19 protein-coding genes and 1 pseudogene are annotated in these 22,626 nt (G+C 43.0%); 12 read left to right on the top strand and 8 right to left on the bottom strand.

Annotation, left to right across the window (positions count from 1 at the left end):
* Positions 1–38: 38 nt before the first annotated feature.
* The 4 genes from NIT04_RS14365 to NIT04_RS14350 form a co-directional block, all read right to left on the bottom strand.
* On the bottom strand, positions 39–2,111 hold the full coding sequence (locus NIT04_RS14365; RefSeq protein WP_252504221.1) for a S9 family peptidase: 2,073 nt from the start codon (positions 2,109–2,111) through the stop codon (positions 39–41).
* 195 nt (positions 2,112–2,306) lie between these two features.
* Positions 2,307–2,654, bottom strand: a complete 348-nt coding sequence (locus NIT04_RS14360) for a spore coat protein (RefSeq protein ID WP_252504220.1) — start codon at positions 2,652–2,654, stop codon at positions 2,307–2,309.
* Between the two features lie 68 nt (positions 2,655–2,722).
* The gene (locus NIT04_RS14355) at positions 2,723–3,031 is read right to left on the bottom strand and encodes a hypothetical protein (protein ID WP_252504219.1); all 309 of its coding nucleotides are present in this window, start codon (positions 3,029–3,031) and stop codon (positions 2,723–2,725) included.
* A gap of 70 nt (positions 3,032–3,101) precedes the next feature.
* A complete protein-coding gene (locus NIT04_RS14350; RefSeq protein ID WP_252504218.1) occupies positions 3,102–3,419 on the bottom strand; it encodes a hypothetical protein in 318 nt (105 codons plus the stop codon).
* 234 nt (positions 3,420–3,653) lie between these two features.
* Between NIT04_RS14350 and NIT04_RS14345 the strand changes: the two genes are divergently transcribed.
* The 5 genes from NIT04_RS14345 (at position 3,654) to NIT04_RS14325 (ending at position 10,595) form a co-directional block, all read left to right on the top strand.
* The gene (locus NIT04_RS14345; protein WP_252504217.1) at positions 3,654–4,220 is read left to right on the top strand and encodes a DUF4256 domain-containing protein; all 567 of its coding nucleotides are present in this window, start codon (positions 3,654–3,656) and stop codon (positions 4,218–4,220) included.
* Between the two features lie 420 nt (positions 4,221–4,640).
* Positions 4,641–6,041 (top strand): NCS1 family transporter, encoded by a 1,401-nt coding sequence (locus NIT04_RS14340; protein ID WP_252504216.1) that lies wholly within the window; start codon positions 4,641–4,643, stop codon positions 6,039–6,041.
* Between the two features lie 230 nt (positions 6,042–6,271).
* Positions 6,272–7,741: an NCS1 family nucleobase:cation symporter gene (gene ncs1, locus NIT04_RS14335; protein WP_252504215.1), complete on the top strand. Its 1,470-nt coding sequence runs from the start codon at positions 6,272–6,274 to the stop codon at positions 7,739–7,741.
* Between the two features lie 79 nt (positions 7,742–7,820).
* The gene (gene allB / locus NIT04_RS14330) at positions 7,821–9,176 is read left to right on the top strand and encodes an allantoinase AllB (RefSeq protein WP_252504214.1); all 1,356 of its coding nucleotides are present in this window, start codon (positions 7,821–7,823) and stop codon (positions 9,174–9,176) included.
* 75 nt (positions 9,177–9,251) lie between these two features.
* Positions 9,252–10,595 carry an allantoinase gene (locus tag NIT04_RS14325; RefSeq protein ID WP_252504213.1) on the top strand — a complete coding sequence of 448 codons (1,344 nt, stop codon included), beginning with the start codon at positions 9,252–9,254 and terminating at the stop codon, positions 10,593–10,595.
* 48 nt (positions 10,596–10,643) lie between these two features.
* Here NIT04_RS14325 and NIT04_RS14320 read toward each other — a convergent pair whose 3' ends face one another.
* A complete protein-coding gene (locus NIT04_RS14320; protein WP_252504212.1) occupies positions 10,644–12,290 on the bottom strand; it encodes a PucR family transcriptional regulator in 1,647 nt (548 codons plus the stop codon).
* A 199-nt stretch (positions 12,291–12,489) separates the two neighbouring features.
* On the opposite strand from NIT04_RS14320, the gene NIT04_RS14315 reads away from it, so the two are divergent.
* Together NIT04_RS14315 and NIT04_RS14310 are read left to right on the top strand one after the other, a co-directional pair.
* On the top strand, positions 12,490–13,416 hold the full coding sequence (locus tag NIT04_RS14315) for a DUF2877 domain-containing protein (protein ID WP_252504211.1): 927 nt from the start codon (positions 12,490–12,492) through the stop codon (positions 13,414–13,416).
* Between the two features lie 7 nt (positions 13,417–13,423).
* Complete coding sequence (locus NIT04_RS14310; RefSeq protein WP_252504210.1) at positions 13,424–14,782, top strand: uracil/xanthine transporter; 1,359 nt, start codon at positions 13,424–13,426, stop codon at positions 14,780–14,782.
* A gap of 57 nt (positions 14,783–14,839) precedes the next feature.
* Here the strand turns inward: NIT04_RS14310 and NIT04_RS14305 are convergent, their stop codons facing one another.
* Together NIT04_RS14305 and NIT04_RS14300 are read right to left on the bottom strand one after the other, a co-directional pair.
* Entirely contained in the window at positions 14,840–15,064 is a 225-nt protein-coding gene (locus tag NIT04_RS14305) for a hypothetical protein (protein WP_252504209.1), read from the bottom strand.
* A 433-nt stretch (positions 15,065–15,497) separates the two neighbouring features.
* Entirely contained in the window at positions 15,498–16,367 is an 870-nt protein-coding gene (locus NIT04_RS14300) for an alpha/beta hydrolase (protein WP_252504208.1), read from the bottom strand.
* Positions 16,368–16,478: 111 nt separating this feature from the next.
* Here NIT04_RS14300 and NIT04_RS14295 point away from each other — a divergent pair, with 111 nt between their 5' ends.
* Complete coding sequence (locus NIT04_RS14295; RefSeq protein ID WP_252504207.1) at positions 16,479–18,134, top strand: PucR family transcriptional regulator; 1,656 nt, start codon at positions 16,479–16,481, stop codon at positions 18,132–18,134.
* Positions 18,135–18,190: 56 nt separating this feature from the next.
* Here NIT04_RS14295 and NIT04_RS19085 read toward each other — a convergent pair whose 3' ends face one another.
* A complete protein-coding gene (locus NIT04_RS19085; protein WP_256470617.1) occupies positions 18,191–18,319 on the bottom strand; it encodes a hypothetical protein in 129 nt (42 codons plus the stop codon).
* A gap of 181 nt (positions 18,320–18,500) precedes the next feature.
* On the opposite strand from NIT04_RS19085, the pseudogene NIT04_RS14290 reads away from it, so the two are divergent.
* The 4 genes and pseudogenes from NIT04_RS14290 to allD all read left to right on the top strand — a co-directional run.
* Positions 18,501–18,953 (top strand): annotated as a pseudogene (locus NIT04_RS14290) (transposase); the annotation flags it as partial.
* Positions 18,954–19,405: 452 nt separating this feature from the next.
* On the top strand, positions 19,406–20,656 hold the full coding sequence (gene allC, locus NIT04_RS14285; protein ID WP_252505119.1) for an allantoate deiminase: 1,251 nt from the start codon (positions 19,406–19,408) through the stop codon (positions 20,654–20,656).
* Between the two features lie 72 nt (positions 20,657–20,728).
* A complete protein-coding gene (gene allE / locus NIT04_RS14280) occupies positions 20,729–21,496 on the top strand; it encodes a (S)-ureidoglycine aminohydrolase (protein WP_251629620.1) in 768 nt (255 codons plus the stop codon).
* 24 nt (positions 21,497–21,520) lie between these two features.
* A complete protein-coding gene (allD, locus tag NIT04_RS14275) occupies positions 21,521–22,570 on the top strand; it encodes an ureidoglycolate dehydrogenase (protein ID WP_252504206.1) in 1,050 nt (349 codons plus the stop codon).
* Positions 22,571–22,626 lie beyond the last annotated feature (56 nt).

Raw genomic sequence — 22,626 nt, 5'->3', positions numbered from 1 at the left:
GAATCTAAATGCCATTCATTCAAAAGAAAACCCCCGAATTAACGGGGGTTGGAAATTGGTAATTCGGCAGTGGCGCCAAGCTTGTCTAGAATGAATGCATAGCATTCTGCAGCTTCTTTCAAGTGGTTGAATCGGCCTGACTTGCCAAAATGGCCGGCACCCATATTCGTTTTAAGCACGATGACATTATCATCGGTTTTTAAAGCTCTCATTCGTGCGACCCATTTGGCCGGCTCCCAATATCCGACACGTGGATCGTTCAGACCGGTTGTAATATACATATGCGGATAATCTTTCGCCTCCACATTGTCGTACGGGCTATATGACTTCATATAGAAATAATCTTCCCGATCTTGAGGGTTGCCCCACTCGTCCCATTCCAAAGTGGTAAGGGGAATCGTCGTATCAAGCATCGTCGTCACGACATCGACGAATGGAACTGCCGGGACGATGACCTTAAATAGCTCACCGGCCATGTTAGCGACTGCACCTACGAGCAAGCCTCCCGCACTGCCTCCGCGTGCCGCCATTTGGTTCGGGGTTGTGTAATCCTGCTCGATAAGATATTTCGCTGCTGCAATAAAATCGGTGAAAGTGTTTCGCTTCTTCTGCATTTTCCCATCTTCATACCAACTTCGTCCCATTTCGGAACCGCCTCGTACTTGCGCTGTGACAAATACGACACCCTTGTCCAAGAGCGGAAGGCGGTACGGATCAAAATGCGGATCGCTGTTCGCGCCATAGGATCCATACCCATACAGAATCAATGGCGCTGGTCCATCGTCGAACGCACCTTCCCGATAGACAGCGGTCATTGGCACGTTGACACCATCTTCCGCTTCCGCCCACAATTGCTCTTGCCGATAGCTGGAACGATCATACTCTCCACTGACAGGGGCAACTTGCAGTCGATGCTTCTCTCCTGTCACTAAGTTCAGCCCGAAAGTAGTTTTCGGGGTAAGCAATGACTCATATTGAAGTAATACTTCCGTCGCCTCATAGCTTTGGTCGGATAAGACCGCAACCGTGTAGAGGGGTTCCTCCCATTCAAATCGCTCTAGCTCGCCGTCCTGAATCTTCCAGACCTGCGTCAGTCCATTCTCACGACCAGCAACGAGCAGCATGTCTTGAAACGGATAGATAGCTTGAAGATAGCGTTCCTCGCTATGCTCAATGACTTTTACCCGTGACTCTAGGTCATTGAGAGGGCAGCGGAGCAATTGAAAGTTTAGCGCTTCTTCGTTTGTCAGTATGAACAGGTCATCTTCCCAATGCTCGACGTCATATAGAATTCCGTCACGCCGCGCATCGAGCAGTTGCCAAGGGGATAACGGAGCATCTGCATCCAACATGCGGATCTCGCTTGACGTTTTCGAATGTGAATAAACAAAAATAAACTTCCCGCTTTGCGATTTTGACACGAACAATGTAAACGTTTCGTCTTTTTCTTCGAAGACGAGTTCATCATTATTCACTTCACTTCCTAGACGGTGTCTCCATAATCGGTACGGACGTTGATTCTCATCAACCGTAATATAGAAAATATAATCGCCGCAGCGACTCCATTCCATGCTGCCATATAAGAAGACATCCGGAATCCGATCCGGTAGAAGCTCGTCCGTTTCCAAGTCCTTGACATGGATTGTATACCGGTCCGTGCCGTCCCTGTTCTCCAAATAGGCGAGACAGTTATGATTGGAACTTATCCGTTGCACCGTAACGCTTAAATAGTCGCTGTCTTTAGCCAGTTCATTCAGATCTAGCACAACTTCCTCCGGAGCTTCAGGCAAAAACTCTCGGCTTGCCGCCCGCTTGCGTGCATAGATTGGGTATTGCTTGTCTTTGTCCAACCGTGAATAGTAGAAGTATGGTCCATGCTGCACCGGCACTTTCACTTCTGAATCGGGAACCCGGTCAACCATGCTTTCGTAAATCTGTTCGGCCTGCTCTTCGAGTGGGCGCATGATCTCCTCGAAATACCGATTCTCTTCCTCTACATACTCGATGACTTCCGGGTTATTGCGATCCTTCAGCCAATAATAGTCGTCTTCGCGCACATCGCCATGCAATTCATGGGGATGGGGAATACGTTTTGCTACAGGTGGTTTCATAAAACCTCCTCCTTTCCCTATAGATAGTAGTTTCGTGACTTCGATTGGGAATCCCTCTTTTTATTCAGAAGTACGTAACATGCATAGAGTTCGATGCATACTCTAGGCTAAAGGGATTTCCTTGCAGACAACCGCCCCCGTCAACGTGGGAGTCGCGGGGGCGGTCAGTGTATAGACATACTCATTCTCTTGGTCTTATAGAATATCCAGTTGTACAATTAATGCCAAGAGGATTTGTAGTAATAGCTGCAAGGAAATCGCTACATCGGTGTCTTCCGTAGTTACCTCGATATCACGGGAGTTGACGATGATCAGTCTTTGGCGGTTGGCCTGTCGGATCTGTGCTCGTTCCAATAATTCAGCTGTCACTCGTTCCGCCCTTGTACCATCAGCAATTGAGATGTTGACAACAATCGCAATGGCTACTTGGAGCGCTGCTTGCAGGGATACGGCAACTTGCGTGTCAGTCGTGCTGACAGTGACATCGCAAGAGTCGCGGATGACAATTAGTTCGTTGGAAATCTGTTCGATATCAGTATCCAACTCTGCATCCGCACCCGTAATATCTCTTTCATTCCTGCAATGAGCGATCGGGTGCCTTGCATCAGGATCTAATGCAGACCATCTGTCTTTGTCTCTGTCACGGTCTCTATCTCTATCTCTATCTCTATCTCTATCTCTGTCTCTGTCTCTGTCTCTGTCATGGTCTCTATCTCTATCTCTATCTCTGTCTCTGTCTCGGTCCCGGTCTCGGTCCCTATCTCTGTCTCTGTCTCTGCATCTGTCTTTGTCTCTGTCTCTATCCCGGTCTCTGTCTCGGTCTCTATCTCTATCTCTATCTCTGTCTCTGTCTCGGTCCCGGTCTCTGTCTCTGTCCCTGTCTTCTCTACATGACGAATAATATTCATAGTCATTGTCATAGTCCATTATTCTTCCCTCCTCTCTCTTCCTATTACATGTGCGGGAAAGTTCTTGAGTTGGACAAATCATCTATTCCTGTTCATTTTTTTTATTTTCTTTCTCCTGTTTCTTTTTCATGAATGCTTCCCGTAGCGGATGAGGCGCCTGTCCGTCTGTTTTTTCCTGTGAATCTGTTACCTTCCGAACGGCTTTTGATTCCAAAAAGCCCTCTACTTGAGTTTTTAGCTGTTCAACAGTCTCCTTCAAGCGTTCACGCTGCTCATCTGTCATACGTTTTTTTGCTTCTTCGACATTGATTTTGTTTTTGGAGAATAAATCGGCTACAAACAGTTCCATTAACTGGCCTGATAGCCCATACAATTGTTCACGTGTCTTCTTGTCGTCCACTCAAATCACCTCCTTCTGCACTTACAAATATGTATACTCACGCGAACTGGCAGGAGCAGGGCATCTATACATACAAAATTGAATTATGTTGAATGAAAACCCCTCCATATTGTCGGTATCAATTCTTGCACACGTTCTCAGCATCATTCATACTGGAACTACAATAGTTACGATGTAACGGAGCAGTTTAGCCCTTAAACCATTATTACTTTCAACAAAAAGGTGGTCGCTACTATGACGAAGAAAATTGAGAAGTTGTCATCAGAACAACGTGAAGACTTGCTCAAAACATTGAAAGCCCGTTTTGAGAAGAACATGGAACGCCACGAAGGTCTTGACTGGACAAAGATTGAAGAAAAGCTGGAAGCGAATGACGAAAAACTGTGGTCGCTCAATGAAATGGAGAGGACTGGTGGCGAACCGGACGTTGTCGGCTACGACGTGGACAAGGATGAATACGTTTTTTATGATTGTTCACCGGAAAGCCCTAAAGGCCGCAGAAGTGTTTGCTACGATCGGGAAGCGCTGGAATCAAGGAAAAAACATAAACCGGAAAACAGTGCAATGGATATGGCAACTGAGATGGGCATTGAGCTTTTAACAGAAGAGCAATATCGGATGTTGCAAACACTCGGGAATTTCGATATGAAAACGTCGAGTTGGGTACAGACACCGGCTTCTATTCGAAAGCTCGGCGGGGCGATCTTTTGTGACCGGCGCTATGACACTGTGTTTATGTACCATAATGGAGCGGAATCCTACTATGCTGCCAGGGGGTTCCGTGGCTCGCTGAAGGTGTAAGTTACTATAGCTAGCATTGATGCTGTTCATATGACGATTTAAAAAGGAAGAACATGTCCCTTATATGGGCATTGTTCTTCCTTTTGTTTGATTGAATATATCAATACCTATTTAACTGTAAATGGAATTTGTTCAAGATATACAAAGGTATGTGCATAAAAGATGTTGTTCAAAGTGTACAAATGATTGTCCAAAGGGTCTGTAGGCTTGAAAAAAGTTATGCACTGTATCTAGCTCATGTTTGTGCATTTTGTTTATTAGACATAAAGACCTTTTCCAAAAAGCTATGTATAATAAGTATTGTTCCCAGCAAAACGTTGTAGAGAGGCGTAACACAACGAAAAAATGTTTTTCTGCAAAAGTAATTTGATCGCTCGAATAAATATATCTTTAATCACAACACCGAAAGGGGAATAACAAATGTCTACTATTAATGAAAGTTTCGATACAAAAGTAGCAGTTCCAATCGAACAAACTTCGACATTGGATGAATCACTGCATCCGAAGTCCGATCAGGATCGTACCGTCAAACCTAGAGATTATGTTTTTATGTGGATTGGCGACGGGGTTAACCTTGGGAATATGACATTAGGAGCCAGCGTAATTGTGGCGGGTGTGGCAACATTGAACATCTACCAGACAATTCTCGCAGCATTAATCTCCATCGGGATCATTTCAACTATTTTCGCACTGAATGACCGACTCGGCTATCGAGAAGGTATTCCTTATGTTGTACAGCTTCGAATGGCATTCGGGATAAAAGGTAAAGTCATTTCTTCCTTATTACGGGGCATACCTGCTATCGTCTGGTACGGAATCCAAAGCTGGATTGGCGGTACTGCGTTAAATGAAATTATGAAGATTGTTACGGATGGATCGTTCAATAATGTTGTTGTCTGCTTCGTTGGACTTCAACTATTCCAAATTGTCCTTTCGCTGTTCGGCTTCCATGCAATCAAGTGGGTCGAGACAGTTGCATCAGTTGTGTTCATGGCGGCACTCGTGTATGTATTTGGAATCCTTATGACTTCACATACGGCTGACATTGCTCAAAACTGGGTACAAGCTAAAGGTTCATGGGGCTTACCGTTCTTCGGCCTTATCATGGTCTTCTTAGGAAACTATGCAGGTATCTTTGTAAGTGCCGCAGACTATTCCAGAGAGTTGAAAACTGGCCTGAGCGATAAGAAGCGCGGAGCATTATACTTTATCCCAATTACGATTTCATATGGGTTTGTCATTGTCATCGGAGCGATGCTTGCAGCTGCAACGGGTGTAACAAACCCTGCACAAGCACTTCCGATCATATTGAACAATGATTATGTTTCTGTATTCGTATCAGCATTTATCGTAATTGCGGTTATTGCAACAAATATGGTGGCGAACATCATTCCGCCAGTTTATGTAATTACGATGTTGACGAAACTTAAATATAAACCATCTGCGATCATTACAGGTTTGCTAGCTTTAGTTGCATTCCCTTGGCTGCTTATCCAAGAGTCATCCGCTACAGGGTTGAATATGTTCATTCTTATCTATTCGGCATTCTTGGGGCCGGTTATTTCCATCCTTCTCGTTGACTATTTCATCTTAAGGAAACAGAAAGTGGATATGACGGACTTGTATAATGAAGAGGGATCATTCGCAGGATATAATCCAGCAGGTCTACTTGCCATGTTTATCGGTGCGGCAGCTGCCTTCCTAGAGGTTGAGCTAGCATGGATTATCGGTTTAGTCGTGGCAGGAACGTCTTACTATCTTCTATCGAAGTTTGCCTTTAAAGGTTCGAGCTTCAAAAAAGGAACGATCTTCGAGAAATAAAAACCTTAGGAAGTACCTCGTGGAGAAACTCTCTTCATGAGGTACTTCTGTTGTTCATTTTGCACAATCCGTTAGATAAAATGTATATAATCTTAACCTTCCTTATCCACTATACATAATAAAAGATGATTCTTTTGTTTAAGAGACCTAAAGAAGTATGGCTAGAGAGTATGTATAATGATGTAGTCCATAACGGGTCTCGAATGTTAGTTGTATAAGGAGGAGTTCTTTTGAATCTTTTTAATAGAGAAAAAGCTATGGCTGAAGGCTATAGCAATGATGTATTGCCGACAGAGGAAGCGGATCGAAAATGGGGCGTTAGCAACTTTTTCACTGTTTGGATGGGTTCTGTTCATAACATACCAAACTATATTGCCATTGGCGGTCTGTTTGCTTTAGGATTGTCAGTCGGCCAAGTTTTCGCGGCAATAATGGTTGCTTCTGTTGTCATAGCAGCGATGCTCGTACTGAATGGCCATGCAGGGTCGAAATACGGCTTGCCGTTTGCGATGTTGCTGCGTTTATCATACGGACCTAAAGGAGCAATGATACCAGGCGTGTTACGTGGAGTGATTTCCGCGATTATGTGGTTCGGGTTTCAAACGTACGCAGGAAGCCAAGCATTATCTATCTTAATTGGAAAGCTTTGGCCGACGTATTTAACGTTAGGTGGAGATTGGAACCTTTTAGGATTGACATTGCCGGCATTGATTTCGTTTTTACTCTTTTGGTTATTCAATGTTGCTTTGATTTACGGAGGAATGGGTTTCCTAGGGAAATTTACAAATATCCTCTCACCGCTTGTGTACATCGTGTTTGGTGGAATGGCAATTTGGGCCATTAACTTAGCGGGCGGAATTGGACCGATTTTGTCGTATACGGGCTCGGGAGTGACAGGAAATAAAATCGTTATCTTCATTGCTGCAATCACAGCAGTAATTGCAGCATGGGCAGCACCGATTGTAAACATTTCAGATTTCACAAAGCTAGCGAAATCTACGAAGACGCAAGCGATTGGACAAACTGCAGGACTTGTTGTGGCATATCTATTGTTTGCAGTGGCAAGTATCGCGATTATTGTCGGTTCTGAAATCGCTTTCGGAACACCGATATGGAACGTACTTGATGTTGTAGCTCGATTTGATGGGACATTTGCAGTCGCTATTTCCGTTCTAACGCTGTGCTTAACTACTTTATCCGTTAACGTTACGGGAAATATTGTACCTGCCGGTTACCAATTGGCATCCTTGTTCCCTAAAAAACTCACTTTCAAATCCGGTGCAATCATTGCAGCGATCATAGGGATTCTTGTTATGCCATGGAAGTTGATGGAAAGTGCAACAAGTATCTTCACCTTCTTAAATATTATCGGTGGAATATTAGCCCCTGTTACGGGCATCATGTTAGCTCAATATTTCATCATTTCTAAAACAAATATTGACTTGAATGCTTTGTATGAGGCCAAAAAAGGGAAGTACTACTATACAAAAGGCTTTAATGTGAATGCAATCGTAACAACAATCGTTGCAGGCGTTGTTTGTTTAATCGGCAATTTCGTTCCCTTCTTAAAACCGCTTTACGATATGTCCTGGTTTGTCGGGATCATTACAGCGTTCATTCTTTACACGGCGCTTGAAATGCCGCATGGTAAAGGAAAATTATTCGAAAAGACTCCTGCGCTAAATAAGGAGAATAGTTAAAGCAAGAAATGTTGAAACTGTTGTTTGGCTTTACGTTATTGGATGTAAAAATTATTGATAGTTGAAAGGGGAATTTCAAATGGCATTTGATTTGGTTATTAAAGGCGGAAATGTTGTATTGCGTGACGGTGTTTACAAAGTTGATATCGGGATTAAAGATGAAAAGATTTCTTGCATTGCGGAAAATATTTCGGAAGATGCGAAAGAGGTCATTGATGCAACCGGCCAATATGTAATGCCGGGAATGATCGATACACATGTTCACATAAGCGAACCTGGACGTGCAGAGTGGGAAGGTTTCGAGACAGGATCGAAATCATTAGCTGCTGGAGGAACGACGAGCTATGTGGAAATGCCGCTGAATGCCCTGCCGGCAACAATCAATAAAAGAGCATTGGATCTTAAGCTGGAAGCAGCTGTTAACCAAAACTATGTAGACTACGCATTTTACGGCGGACTTGTTCCTGAGAACTTGGAAAATCTGAAAGAATTGGCTGACGCAGGCGTTCTTGCTTTCAAATGCTTCCTATCCGATATTACAAGTGATATTCCGGAAGATTTCGTAAATGTGGATGATTTCACATTATACAAAGGCATGCAGAAACTCGCTGAATTGGATCAGATCCTATGCATCCATGCGGAAAACGCTTCCGTTACATCTGGACTTGCAAAGGAATACGCGAGAGAAGGCAAAAACTCCGGAGTGGAATATGCAGAATCACGCCCAATATTCACAGAAGTGGAAGCTGTTCAACGTGCAATTCTGTTTGCTAAAGAAACGGGCTGTAAATTGCATCTTGTTCATATTAGTACTTCAGAGGCAATCCAGACGATCTTGAAAGCGCGTGAAGAAGGTGTAGATGTTACGGTTGAATCATGCCCGCACTATTTCGCATTCACTGCCGATCAAGTTGACGAGATTGGTCCACGAGCAAAATGTCAGCCTCCAATCAGAAAAGCCGAAGATCAAGCAAGACTATGGGACGAGCTTCTAGCTGGGAATATCGACTGGCTAACGTCTGACCACTCACCTTGTACGGAAGACTTGAAGCAAGGGAATATTTGGGAAGCGTGGGGCGGAATTAGCGGTGCGCAAAACAACGTCGATCTTATGTTTGACTTGGCTGTTAAACAACGTGGACTTCCAGTTCATAAATTTGTCGAGTTGATCGCAACGAATCCATCTGAGCGTTTCAACATTCCACATAAAGGTGAAATCGCTGTTTCAAAAGATGCCGATATCATTTTAGTAGACCCAAACCAGTCTTATACGGTGAAACGGGAAGACCTTTACTATAAAAACAAACATAGTGCATACGAAGGCAGAAAAATCGACTGCCGCGTAACAAAAACAATCGTTCGCGGAAACGTCGTATTTGATCTTGAACAAGGAATCGTCGGAGAGCCGGTCGGCAAACTGATTTCTGCTAAATAAATGAATCACTCAAACCCATTGCCATTGCTAGCTACAGCAATGGCAATGGGAAATAGCTTTTTGGAGGAATGAAATATGACTACATACGATTTGATCATTAAAAACGGAAAGATTGTCACAGCAGAATCCATTATTCAAGGGGATATTGCGATTAAAGACGGTAAAATCAAAGAAGTATCTCCATCACTTGAAGGTTCAGCTGACCGAGTGATCGATGCAAAAGGACTTCATGTTTTGCCTGGATTGATCGATACGCATGTCCACTTTAATGAGCCGGGGAGAACAGAATGGGAAGGTCTTGCAACAGGAAGCCGTAGCTTAGCTGCTGGCGGAGCGACTTCTTTCTTCGATATGCCGTTGAACAGCACTCCTCCGACGATCAATAAAGAAAATCTCGACTTGAAAAAGGCATGTGCCGAAGAGAAATCTGTCGTGAATCCTTATTTCTGGGGCGGTCTAGTTCCTGAGAATATTGCTGACCTGAAAGAGCTACACGAAAATGGGGTAATTGGCTTCAAAGCATTCATGTCCCCAAGCGGAATTGCCGACTTCAATCATGTCGACGATGAAACGATCTTCAAAGGGATGAAAGAGATTGCTTCCTTTGGCTCGCTTCTAGCGGTTCACGCTGAAAGCACTGTCATCTGTGATCAGCTTGCTGAAGAAAAGCAAAAGCAAGGGAAGACGACTGCAAGAGATTTCGTTGAATCCCGACCGATCATTTCTGAAATTGAAGCTGTCAGAAGAATTATCTCTTATGCAGAAGCAACTGGCTGTAAATTGCACGTTGTCCATGCGAGCAGCAGAAAAGTAGTTGAGATCATTACTGAAGCTAAAGAGCGTGGCGTTGATATTACGGTCGAAACGTGCCCGCATTATTTAGCGCTAAATGTACAAGACTTTGAAGAAAAAGGCGGATTGGCGAAGTGCTGCCCTCCACTGCGTGATGAAGTTGAAGTCGAAGATCTATGGACTGCGGTCGCTAACGGGGAAATCAACGTCATTGCATCTGACCATTCACCGGCGCCAGCATCTATGAAAACAATTACAGATAACTATTTCGAAGGTTGGGGCGGAATTTCAGGTGCTCAATCAACACTCAACATCATGTTGACTGAAGGATATTTCAAACGCGATCTTCCTTTAGAGAAAATTGTTGCGTTAACTGCGACAAACCCAGCTAAATTGTTCGGTCTTGAAAATAAGGGAACAATTGCAGAAGGCTATGACGCTGACATTGCGATTGTAAACTTGGAAGAAAGCTTTGAACTTAAGAATGAAGATCTATTCTACCGTCACCAGCATTCTCCGTATGTTGGTATGACGTTTAAAGGAAAAGTCAAAACGACGATCGTCAACGGGGAAGTTGTATTTGAAAACGATGAAATCGTCGCTGACAAAACAATCGTTGCCCAATAATAAAAAAACCAAAACCCGATTCCAACCGGGTTTTGGTTTTTTTGTTCTTTATGATTCCTGCTCTTTAAGAATTGATCCAATCAATAATGCGACACGTATACGCAATGAATGGGCTGGATCACGGAAAGAGCAGTTCAGCATTTCTTCTGCTTTCTCAATCCGGTATTTAACCGTATTTCGATGGATGAACAATCGTCGTGACGTCTCAGAGATTTCACATTGGGAATCAAGGTACACTTGAATCGTTTTGACTAATTCCTGATTTTCTTTTGTCTTCGGATGGGCAAGCGACTTTAATGTGTTTTCATACAATGCTTTTAAATCCTTTTTCGGAATCGTATTCAATAAATCTTCAAGTTCTTTCATTTTATAAAAGTTGATGAACCCAAGCATGTTCATATCATAGCCGCTCATAATTGCTTCACAAGCTTCAGAATAGGCGGTTGTTATATCTTTAATGGATTGAACTGTATTGCTGACACCGAAAGAAATTGAATAATCGCCTTGTAAGCTCGCTTGACATTTATTGACGAATTCGGTTACTTCGTTTGGATCTGCTTCATTGCCATCGGCATATTGCAAGATCATGACGAAATATTTTTCCTTCGTGAATAAAACTCCTTCCAAGTTGCTATGAACGATTTCATCTTCAAGCTGGTCATATATGCTGTTGTATAATTCTCCGGCTTTTTTCTCGTATAACTGAAGATCCTCGTAGTTCTGCCCTTTCTGGTCGACAGTACAAACGATACAAATATTACTCAAATCCTCATTCAAACCATAGTAATTGGCGCGGCTTAATATTTCTTCATCGGAATGGATTCTATTTTCAATTAGATCATCGAAGAAATTATTCTTCAAAAGCCTAGAATTTTCTTCAATGGCCTGCTCTTTAATAATGGTAAATGTAATGACGTTTCCGGCCTGTTCAATCGCCATTTGTGAAGATGGGTACGGCAAAGTCATTGAATCAACGATGACGAGCATGCTTGGATGCTGCCGTTTTGTTTGAACAGAGAAAGTGGAAATGGATTGGTGCTCTCTAGATGGAACGGTAAATGTGCACCCTGCTCGGGCCGCAGTCAAGTCTTCCTTCACTTTCGCAATGATGTCTTGTTCGACTATTTTCATGGAATCCATGCGGAAATCATGGCTATGGGCGATTTTTTCTCCCCTATGATTTAGTAACAGGGTTGGCCGTGATAGAAAATGACCTAATTGCTCGATGAGTGCAGTTAAACTATAGCCTTTAATCATCATGTCTGAAAACTCTTTTTGGACATGCAAGGCATAGTATAGCTGTTCAGCTTCGGCATCATTTAAATAATTCAAGATGTGGCGGGAAACTTCACCTAATGTATGCTTTGTCGGTAAATCGATAATCGGAAATGCCAGATCATCAGCCAATAATTTAACTTCAGTCGGCAATTCCTTAAAGAAACGGTTGATCTTAATGACAAGGCCTGAACAATTTAAATTATGCATTTGTCTAATTAACTCGCAGAACAGTTCCGGATCATCTTTAAACGCATATCCGGTTGAAAGGAGCAAGTGATTTTCATTCAAAAAATTAATGACATCAGGAGTATCGGATATATTTACAAACTGTACATTTCTAGTTAAACCGCGATGACCTGCAAGCACGACACTATCTTTCATGCCTTCCAATATAAATAAATCATTTACTGTTTTCATAAGAATTACCTCATTTTCAAGATTTCCCTCGAGAAATATTCACCTACTTATTTTACGTTAAAAGTAAACAAAAATCAAGTCGTAATTTGTTCATAGTAAACAATGAAATTTTCGATAGATAGCTGTAGACTAGAATAGATAAAGGTTAAAAATAAGGGAAAGCTATAGAATGGAATTAATCAAGTTTAGGGGTGAAGTTATGTCTGATCGTAACAGTCGTGCGTTTGTTTTGACCGCCCTTGCAGCGAGTGAAGATATTTCCCGTATCCTTGAAGAGAATCCTAAAGGTCATGTCCATAGTGTTTTTAATACAAGCTTCAATTTAGCTTTTGGTGAACATCTCGTCCATATTGGGGCGTTGGAGAATGGTCTCGCTCCATTCGGAATTGGAATGGATCAAGCGAACGCAACGCTGTTGACAAAGCTGCTTGCTGTCGACTTGGAAGTTGTATGGGATGAAACATCTATGTCATTGCTTTTTCCAAAAGGGATCACCCTTTCGATGTCTCAGGTGAAATGGACAAACCATAAGCTTCAACCGTTTTCTTACGACCTGCTACATCTGGAAAGTAATTTTCGGTTTATTGCAGAGAGGATTTTGCAAGCCGATTGGCAAACAGGGTTAGCACAAACAGAAGAGGAAAAAAAGCGCATCATCCAATATATCGTTGATCCTTCATCATCCGTTGATGAGATTCCCGTTCTGGATAAATTGGACTGCCTGAGAACTCTTGTCTGCCATCATGAACAAGACGCAGAAAAGGTCTTTGATTATTGGATTGGCAGAGGGCTCGGACTTACACCTAGCGGAGACGATTGTATTACAGGGATCTGCGCCGTCCTTTCAGCTTTAGACGGAGTCGACCAAACATTTCTGGGTAAGCTGAATTCTTATTTGGAGGAGCGCGGTCGAAAGAGGACGACGTATGTTGCTCTTGAGTATCTCCTCTATGCGACTGAAAACAAATTTCATTCCCATCTCCTGCAGTTATGTTATGTTTTAGATAAACCGCGTGGGCCCGAATTTTTGAAAGCTCTTGAAGAGATGAAGGAAATTGGCCATACATCAGGTGCGGATACATTAGTAGGTATGTTAATCGGCATGAAAGCTGCCGTGATTCATTAGAAGAAAGGTGATTGTCATTAACGTTAATGAGTTATTAAAATCAAGTAACTGGATTTCGGGCTTACAGTGGCTCTTTTTTATTTTTACGAATATCGTCGTCATACCGATTACTGTCGGAGCGGCTTTTGACCTTTCTCCAGAGACGATTGTCAATATGCTACAGCTTTCCTTTATCGTTACCGGTCTTGCATGTATTGTTCAAGCGTTTCTAGGACATAAACGTGCCATTATGGAAGGGCAATCAGGGCTTTGGTGGGGCGTCATTTTGACGCTTTGCACGACGGCTGCAGCCCAAGGGATGCCATTGCATATTCTCGGGGGCAGCTTGACGGTTGGAATTATCATTGTCGCGATTATTACGACTTTAATTGGTATAACAGGGCTCGGACCTCGTATAGCAAAATTATTCACCCCTGCGGTGATGGCTGTATTTATGTTCTTGTTCGGATGTCAATTGATCGGCATCTTTTTAAAGGGGATGCTCGGTATTCCTTTTGGTAACCAGGCTACAAACCCACATATCAATTTATCCGTATCATTATTATCGATTGTCATCGCGATACTCGTCATCGTCATTAGCGTGAAGGCACCTTCAAGTGTACGACGCTATGGATTGCTAATCGGGATTATCGTCGGTTGGGTCGCGTATGCACTTATTTTCAAGCCGGAAAGCACAATTAGCGAAACGACGAAATTCACGCTTGAATTATTCCCATTAGGGAAGCCTGCATGGGACATCGGTATTATCATTACGACTGTTTTAGCGGGATTATTAAACACGGCGAATACGTTTGGTGCGTTAAAAGGAACGGAAAGCATGTATGAAGTGGAAACGACGAAATCCGAGTACAGAGCGTCGTTTACGATTACAGGTATTTTCACGTTTATCGCAGGAATTTTTGGCCTTGTTCCAAACTCTCCATTCGTTTCGTCGATTGGCTTCCTAAGTCAAACAGGGATCATCCATAGGATTCCGTTTGTTATTGGTGGATTCATGTTCCTCGTAATGGGACTTATTCCGCCGCTAGGCCACTTTTTCTCACAGCTTCCGTTAAGCATCGGAAGCGCGGCGTTGTTTGTTTCGTATTTGCTCCTGTTGAATTCTTCGTTGAATTTCTTCAAGCAAGTTGAATACAATACGGTCAACGTGTACCGTTCTGCTGTTCCTTTGTTCGTCGGAGTTGTCATTATGACCCTTCCTGCATCTTATTTCATTACTATTCCAAGCATCGTCCGCCCACTGCTTAGCAGCGGATTGCTCGTCGGGATCATTCTGGCGCTTCTGCTGGAAAACCTATTCAAATGGGATAAATACGGTGTAGAAGTGAAGACGGAACAAGAGGAAAGCACAAAGTCTGTTTCCTAAATAAAAACCTTTATTAAATCAAAATGATATATGTGTAATGAAAAAGGGTTTTATATATCAAACCCTAGACTGTAGACAACTCCGGAAATTCTGGCATTTGTCTACAGTTTTTTTATAGAAAAAGGTTGATTTCCGCTCCGGACGGACGCTTTCCGCGGGCACGGCTTCAGACGCTTCCTTCGCTGCACTCAGTCCAGGGTCTTCAGCTCGTGCTCCTAACGCTTCGCTTTTACTCGCAAAAGAATTTGCTGTTCCCGCAGGAGTCGCCGTCCTCCGCTTCAATCAATGGTGTCTCCTATAGTATACAAAGGAAAGTTTACTTCAAATCCAAGCTGAGAGAAGACACTGTTTTTCTCTATTGAAGGGAACATTATGTGTTATTATTGTATAGTAGTTTTCGGATTACACTTAAAAATCGTCCTTTCAAAAATTGGATTGTAATTGCTACAAACCATTTGATTGGACGATTTTTAATACGCTATTCAATTTATAAATTTTAAAGTTGCTTTATGATTGAAGTGGAAGGTGGCGACTCCTGCGAATGCCGTCACGAAGAACGGCGTTTGCGAGCAAAAGCAAAGCGTTGCGAGCAGGGTGCCTTAATTTCTGCAAAAGGCGCAGAAATACGGCAAATCGAACCCTGCGCTGTTCGATTGGCTCAGCGCTCGCCCGCGGAAAGCGTCCACCTGGAGCGGAAATCAACGATGCTTATCCTTTACTTCAACTTATTATTTAAGAATGTGATCACTTCTTCGAAAGCGTTTTGCACGATTGGGTTTTGCCAATCTTCGTCGAATGAATGCTTGCCTTCTGGAATTGTGATCAGTTTACCTTCCACCCCGTTTTCCTTTAATTTCTCTGCGAATAAAACGGATTGTTCATAAGGGACGTCCTCATCTTCCGTTCCGTGCAATAGAAGTGTCGGCGGGAAATTAGCTTGAATGTTGAAAAGAGGGCAGTACTTCGACAGTTCATCCTTCGAAATAATAGGGATAAGCCCACTCAATTCTTCGATCCAAACTCCATGCTGCCTTGCGTGCATATAGATTGCGTAACGCTTTTCGATTGGGCCGACTGAAATGATTTCATTCGATACGAGCATTTTTGCAAGTTCCCTCGGCACATTTGTCATAGCTGCATAATGGGGGCTTGGTTTCACTGCCCAGTCTCCGGTAATATCACCATAACCGTAAAAAGAAACGATCGCTTTCGGCTTATTCGTAAATGTTCCTGTTAAAAGTGACAAGTATCCACCGGCAGAACTTCCGATGACAGCGATTTTTTCTGGATCATAATCAAACTGTTTAACACCTTCGTTTTCTACCCAATGGAGGGCGTCGACAATATCCTCTTGAATAGCAGGAAGTTTGGATTCTGGCGCTAAACGGTAATCGATTGAAAAAATATTAAAACCCGCTTGCTGGAAAAACTTAATCTGTTCGGATTTCATATCTTCGCGCGAGCCCCAGACAAGACCTCCGCCGTGAATAAAGACAATGACAGGGCGAGACTTTTCGGATGTGGGATAAAAATCGCCTTTAAGCTCGAAGTTTTGTTCCTGTTTATAGATAACAGTTGTTTTCAATATGAGTCACACTCTTTCCTTCGTTAGATAAGTTTTATTTTATTATTGTATAATAAGATGAATGATATTTCGAGATAAGGACTTTTAGATACATGGAAAGGACTGCCGCAAATGGAGTTGACAATAAAAGATTTATTAGCGATCGAGTCCATGAAGGACGCTGAGGTTTTAGGCGGCCACAATTATATTAACAATGTAATTGAAGGCGTGACGATCATGGAGGGCCCTGATATTGCAAATTGGATTAGGGGTGGGGAAGTAATCTTAACGAGCCTCTATTCAATCCGGAACTTCACTGATAAAGAGCAAAAGGATTTCATTGCTCAATTAGCTGAGAAAAGAGTAAGCGCCCTTGTGATTAAGAAGCATAGTGAGGAAATTTCAGATCAATTGCTTGAAACGGCCGAGAGGAATAGGATGCCAATCATCCAACTCCCTCAAGAGGTTCCATTTGTTGATGTCATGTATCCGATCATGGGGGAGCTTTTTAATAAGCAAGTGACAAAACTGCAATACTATAAAGAGATCCATGATCGATTCACAGCACTGTCCCTTGCAGATAAAGGGCTTGAGAAGATTATCCATACACTTGAAGAGTTGATCGGAAATCCGGTCGCGTTGTTTGATCGGAATTTCAGCTGTATCGTTTCGACTTATCCTGAGTTGGAAAAGTTTGAAATGGTGGAGAAAGTCCACTTCTACGAACGGACAGCGGGCATTAAATTCCCACACTATCGGCAAATTGTAAAATATCCGGAACTGAATAATATTAAAGGCCATCAAATTGTCGTACCAATTGAAACGTTAAACCATAATAAAATGTATTTGCTCATCGGTGAGATTAATAAATCTTTAGGTGAACTCGACTTGATAGCTGTAGAGAACGCGGCAATATCATTATCCCTCGAATTAGTGAAGCAATTTGCGGTCGCGGAAGTTGAGAATAAATATAAAAATGATCTGATTGAGGAACTGATTAGTGGAAAAATCCAATCAATCAATGCCATATATGAAAAGGCGAACTTGATCGGCTGGGATCTCGACGGATCCTTTGCCGCAGTGCTCTTCAAGATCAACCGTTTTACAGACGTCGTATTAGAACAGAAAAGCGACCTATCCGACCGAAGCCATTTCCTTGCACATGAGGCGATCCATCATTATTTGCCGAACGGGATCATTTCCAACAGGAGCAATCTCTTTATCGTCCTTTGGAAAGTGGAAGAGGCGAGCAAAGACGATGTTTCGTGGATGGACGAAATTACGAAAACGTCAGAGGCGATTCAAGCGCTCGTCAAAGGGCAAATTAAAGACATCGCAGTGCAAGTCGGGATAGGTGGTGTAGTGAACGATATTTCCGAAATCCCTACAAGTTATAGGGAAGCCCAAGATGCTCTCGATTTAGGTGCAACATTAAATGGCTTGGATTCGATCACCGCCTTTTCGGAATTAGGGATCTTCAGATTGCTTCGCCATATTAAGGATTCAACCGCTCTTGTCCAATTCATTCCACAGTCCCTCAATGAACTGCTCGATTATCAACAAGCAAATCAAGCAGATTTGTTGAAGACATTGCAAACCTTTTTAGATTGCAATCAGAACATTGCTCAAGCGGCCAAGCTTCTCTTCGTTCACTATAAGACCGTTGTCTACCGTTTGGATAGGATTAAGGAAATTACAGGAATGGATTTCAACGATTCGGAAGAAATGTTATCTGTGCGAGTCGGGCTCAAGATTTATGAACTGATCCAACGTGAAAAAGAAAAATAGGCAAGGAGGCAGCGTATGTTGCCTCCAGTCTTTTTTCTTTTAAAAAAGAGATAAAGCTACAATGTTGATTTCCGCTGCGAGCGGACGCTTTCCGCGGGCACGGCTTCAGCCGCTTCCCTCGCTGCGCTCAGTCCAGGGTCTTCAGCTCGTGCTGTTCCCGCAGGAGTCGCCGCTCTCCGCTCCAATCAACGTGTTTCCTATTAACTGAATGAGGTGATGGATATGATGACGAAGAATCAAATTAATGAACGCGAACAGTTGCGATTGATTTCTCCTTTATCTATCCATTAGTCGAAGATCTTTACTCTGCCATTGGAAGGTCCAGTATAGATCCTGTTGTATTGATTAAGATACATTCATTCAGTAGAAGGCTTCTTCAAAAAACACGAGTATGTCTATGACGAGCATTTTGACTGCTATCTCTGTCCCGAAGGACAGGTTCTTAAATACCAAACAACTACAATAGAAGGGTATCGCAAGTATGCCTCAATTCCTTCTATTTGTGCTACGTGTCCAGTGATTCACCAATGCACGCAGAGCAAGAATCACCAAAAGATGATTCAACGTCATATCTGGCAAGACTATTTGGATGTAGTTCAGGACTTGCGACATAACTACCAAATCAAGGAAATATACAGGAAGCGTACAGAGACGATCGAGCGTGTCTTAGCCGTCGGCATAGAAAAGCATGGCATGCGATGGACAACCCTAAAGGGTCTTGAAAAATTGTCCATGCAGGCGAGGCTGACTTTTGCTGCTCTAAATCTTAAGAAGCTGGCCAGCTGGACATGGAAAACGCCGGCTGAAAGCGTTACTTGAATGATGCCGTTGACCTAAGGGCAATCCAGTTGATTGGAGTGCAGGGCGGCGACTCCTGGGGGATCAGCGCAGCGTGAAGACCCCGCAGGAGCAAAGCGACGAGGAGGCTGAGGGCAAGCCCCCCGGAAAGCGTCCGCCCGGAACGGAAATCAACGTCGCGTCAGTCTGACGTTTTTGCATCAATGCGTTTAATAAACAAAAGGGATGGGAATCAATTCGATTTCCATCCCTTTTTTCATTTTAGTAATAAGTTATCCATAATGGTCAAAAATAAGATGAATCTTTATCCTTGTATGCAAAAGATTATTTCATGTGAAACGATTACAATTAATAGTGGTGCATATGACATGCATGAAAACTAAACAAAGAGTTGACTAGGAATACATCTTTCGGTGAAATGACTAGCAATTTATACATAGCGAGAAAAAGGGAGGTGTAACATAGTGAACGAAATTAAAGATACTTTACAAAAGCTTGATCATCTAGCTGAAGAAACAGCAGGCAAGCTTGAATGGTTGGCCGGATTCGGAAAGGATTCCGAAGGCGGAGTATCTCGTTTGCTGTACACGAAAGAATGGGTCGAAGGGCAACATGCTTTGAAAGAATGGATGGAGAGCGAAGGCCTGGAAGCTCGATTTGATGAAATTGGAAATCTATTCGGAACGATAAAAGGTAAAAATACGAATGAAACGGTTTTAACTGGCTCCCATGTTGATACCGTGAAAAACGGCGGCCGTTTCGATGGCGCATATGGAATTGTAGCCGGGATCATTGCGTTGAAATATTTGAAAAAGCATTTCGGTGAACCGGTTAGAAACATTGAAGTCGTTTCAATGGCTGAAGAAGAAGGCAGCCGTTTTCCTTACTCGTTCTGGGGTTCCAAAAACATTGTCGGCTTAGCGAAGCGCGCAGACGTTGAAACAATCAAAGATTTCGATGGTGTTCCATTTGTCGAAGCGATGAAGGAAGCAGGCTTCGGTTTCGGAGATGAATCAAAAGGTCCTCGTGAGGATTTGAAAGCATTCGTCGAAGTTCATGTCGAACAGGGCAGCGTTTTGGAAACCGAAAAAACGGCAATTGGTGTCGTGAACAACATTGTTGGACAAAGACGGTATACGGTTGAAATAACAGGTCAAGCTAATCATGCTGGTACAACGCCAATGGGGTACCGAAAAGACGCTGTGTTTGCGGCTAGCCAAATGGTCCATGAAATTATTTCGATGGCAAGAGCTGAAGGTGATCCACTCGTCACAACGGTTGGAAAATTTGAAGCTTCTCCAAACATCGTCAATGTAGTGCCAGGAAAAGCTATGTTTACAATTGATGTTCGTCATACTGATAAAGAGGCAATCGTTTCATTTACAGAACAAATGACGGCTAGAATGCAGGACATCGCCAAAGAGCACGAAGTTGAAATGAACATCGATCTATGGATGGATGAAGATCCGGTTCCGATGGATGAAAAGATCGTTGAACTCATTGAAAAGCAATGTAAAGATAACGGCCTCAATTTCAAGGTAATGCACAGTGGCGCTGGACACGATTCCCAAATCTTTGCTCCAGTCGTACCGACAGCTATGTTATTTGTTCCTAGTCTAAAGGGAATCAGCCATAATCCTGCAGAGTTTACAGAACCGGCAGATTTGGCGGAAGGCGTAAAAGCACTTATTGGTGCTCTTTATGAATTAGGTTATAAAGAATAATTCGCAGTCAATTTGTTGTGTAAATACCAGGTGTACTCCTGGAAATATAAACAAACAGAGGAGAATGTAACGATGGGTTATCCAAAAGATATACTTTCAAGCAGGTCAATTATTAAACCAGGTCAATATGCGCTAATCGCTCCAGAAGGATTAGTGAATAACGTGATCCCTGGATTTGAAAATTGCAGAATCTCCATTTTGGCTTCACCGAAGCTGGGCGCTGGCTTTGTCGACTACATGGTAACAATGCATGAAGGCGGAAAGAATAGCGAAGGCTTCTGTGGTGAAGAAGACGTACAATGCTTTGTTTACGTTATTAGCGGAAAAGTGAAAGCGAAAGCAGACGACCAGGAGTTCATTCTGGAAGAAAGCGGCTACCTATATTGCCCACCAGGCGTGAAAATGTATTTGGAAAATATGGAGTCAGGTGATTCCCGCTTGTTCCTATACAAACAAAAACATATTCCATTGAAAGACGGACGCAAGCCTTGGGTCGTTTCCGGCCATGCGAATGACATCGAGTACATGGACTATGACGATATGCACAACGTTCACCTGAAAGATCTATTGCCGTTGGATCTTGAATTTGATATGAACTTCCACATTCTTTCATTCGATCCGGCAGCAAGCCACCCATTTGTTGAAACACACTATCAAGGACACGGTGCTTACCTATTGTCAGGAGAGGGTATGTATAACCTTGACAACGAATGGATTCCAGTCAAAAAAGGCGACTACATTTTTATGGCGCCATATGTGCATCAAGCAGCGTATGCAGTTGGAAGAGAACCATTGACTTATGTTTATTCTAAAGACTGCAATCGGGATGCATCACTATAATAATCCCAGTGAAGAGGTGTCATGATGAGAGTAAGTAGAGAAGATCTAAAAGGTCTAATCAAAACAAAGCTTCAAAAAGCCGGCCTGAAAGAGGAACATGCTGATGTCGCGGCAGACGTATTGACGTTTGCCGACGAACGAGGCATCCACTCCCACGGTGCAATGCGCGTGGAATATTATGCAGAACGAATCGCAAAGGGCGGGATGAATACAAATCCTGACTTTAGATTCGAAAAAACTGGCCCGGCCACTGGAGTATTCCACGGAGATGGCGGAAATGGCCATACAGCAGCGAAACTAGCCATGGATGAAGCAATCAAAATGGCGAAAGAAAGTGGAGTTGCCATCGTTGGAGTTAGAGATATCTCTCACAGCGGAGCAATTTCTTATTTCACGAACCAGGCGGCAAGTGAAGACTTGGTCGGCTTCTCGGTTTGTCAATCAGATCCGATGGTCGTTCCATTTGGCGGAGCGGAGCCTTATTACGGAACGAATCCGATCGCTTTCGCAGCACCAAGCAGCGATGGCAGAATGATTACATTGGATATGGCAACGACTGTACAAGCTTGGGGGAAAATTCTTCATGCTCGTTCTAAAAACGAATCAATCCCAGATACATGGGCAGTTGACAGCAATGGAGAACCAACAACAGATCCGATGAACGTTAATGCATTGCTCCCGATCTCAGGTCCAAAAGGTTATGGCCTTGCGATGATGGTAGATGTGCTATCGGGAATTCTTCTCGGACTTCCGTTCGGTAACAAAGTTTCCTCTATGTATGAGGATTTATCGGAATATCGAAAATTAGGTCAGCTTCATATTGTCATCAATCCGGCATTCTTTACGGCATTAACTGGATTCAAAAACGACATCACTCAAACGATGGAAGATTTGAATCAAATCAAGCCTGCACCGGGCTTCTCGAAAGTCCTCTACCCAGGTCAAAATAATGATGTCGTCATCGAGGACTACAAAGAAAACGGTATTGAAATTGTAGATGATATTTATGAGTATTTAAAATCTGATGTCATCCATAATAATCAATATGATCATAAGAACCCTTTCGCTGAATAATATTCGATATTTGAATATAGATAAACCGGTTGAAGAACTTAATAGGGGTGAGTGGA

The sequence above is a fragment of the Sporosarcina sp. Marseille-Q4943 genome (genome assembly GCF_943736995.1).
Lineage (GTDB): Bacteria > Bacillota > Bacilli > Bacillales_A > Planococcaceae > Sporosarcina.
The sequence above is the reverse complement of the archived record's forward strand: the minus strand, read 5'-3'. Positions and strand labels throughout refer to the sequence as shown.

Excerpts from the sequence above, each read along its gene's own strand:
- allE (WP_251629620.1), top strand. The coding sequence starts at position 20,729 with ATGGGTTATCCAAAAGATATACTTTCAAGCAGGTCAATTATTAAACCA.
- NIT04_RS14320 (WP_252504212.1), bottom strand. The coding sequence starts at position 12,290 with ATGAAAACAGTAAATGATTTATTTATATTGGAAGGCATGAAAGATAGT.
- allD (WP_252504206.1), top strand. The coding sequence starts at position 21,521 with ATGAGAGTAAGTAGAGAAGATCTAAAAGGTCTAATCAAAACAAAGCTT.
- NIT04_RS14345 (WP_252504217.1), top strand. The coding sequence starts at position 3,654 with ATGACGAAGAAAATTGAGAAGTTGTCATCAGAACAACGTGAAGACTTG.
- NIT04_RS14365 (WP_252504221.1), bottom strand. The coding sequence starts at position 2,111 with ATGAAACCACCTGTAGCAAAACGTATTCCCCATCCCCATGAATTGCAT.
- NIT04_RS14325 (WP_252504213.1), top strand. The coding sequence starts at position 9,252 with ATGACTACATACGATTTGATCATTAAAAACGGAAAGATTGTCACAGCA.
- NIT04_RS14355 (WP_252504219.1), bottom strand. The coding sequence starts at position 3,031 with ATGACAATGACTATGAATATTATTCGTCATGTAGAGAAGACAGGGACA.
- NIT04_RS14295 (WP_252504207.1), top strand. The coding sequence starts at position 16,479 with ATGGAGTTGACAATAAAAGATTTATTAGCGATCGAGTCCATGAAGGAC.
- NIT04_RS14340 (WP_252504216.1), top strand. The coding sequence starts at position 4,641 with ATGTCTACTATTAATGAAAGTTTCGATACAAAAGTAGCAGTTCCAATC.
- NIT04_RS14315 (WP_252504211.1), top strand. The coding sequence starts at position 12,490 with ATGTCTGATCGTAACAGTCGTGCGTTTGTTTTGACCGCCCTTGCAGCG.
- allB (WP_252504214.1), top strand. The coding sequence starts at position 7,821 with ATGGCATTTGATTTGGTTATTAAAGGCGGAAATGTTGTATTGCGTGAC.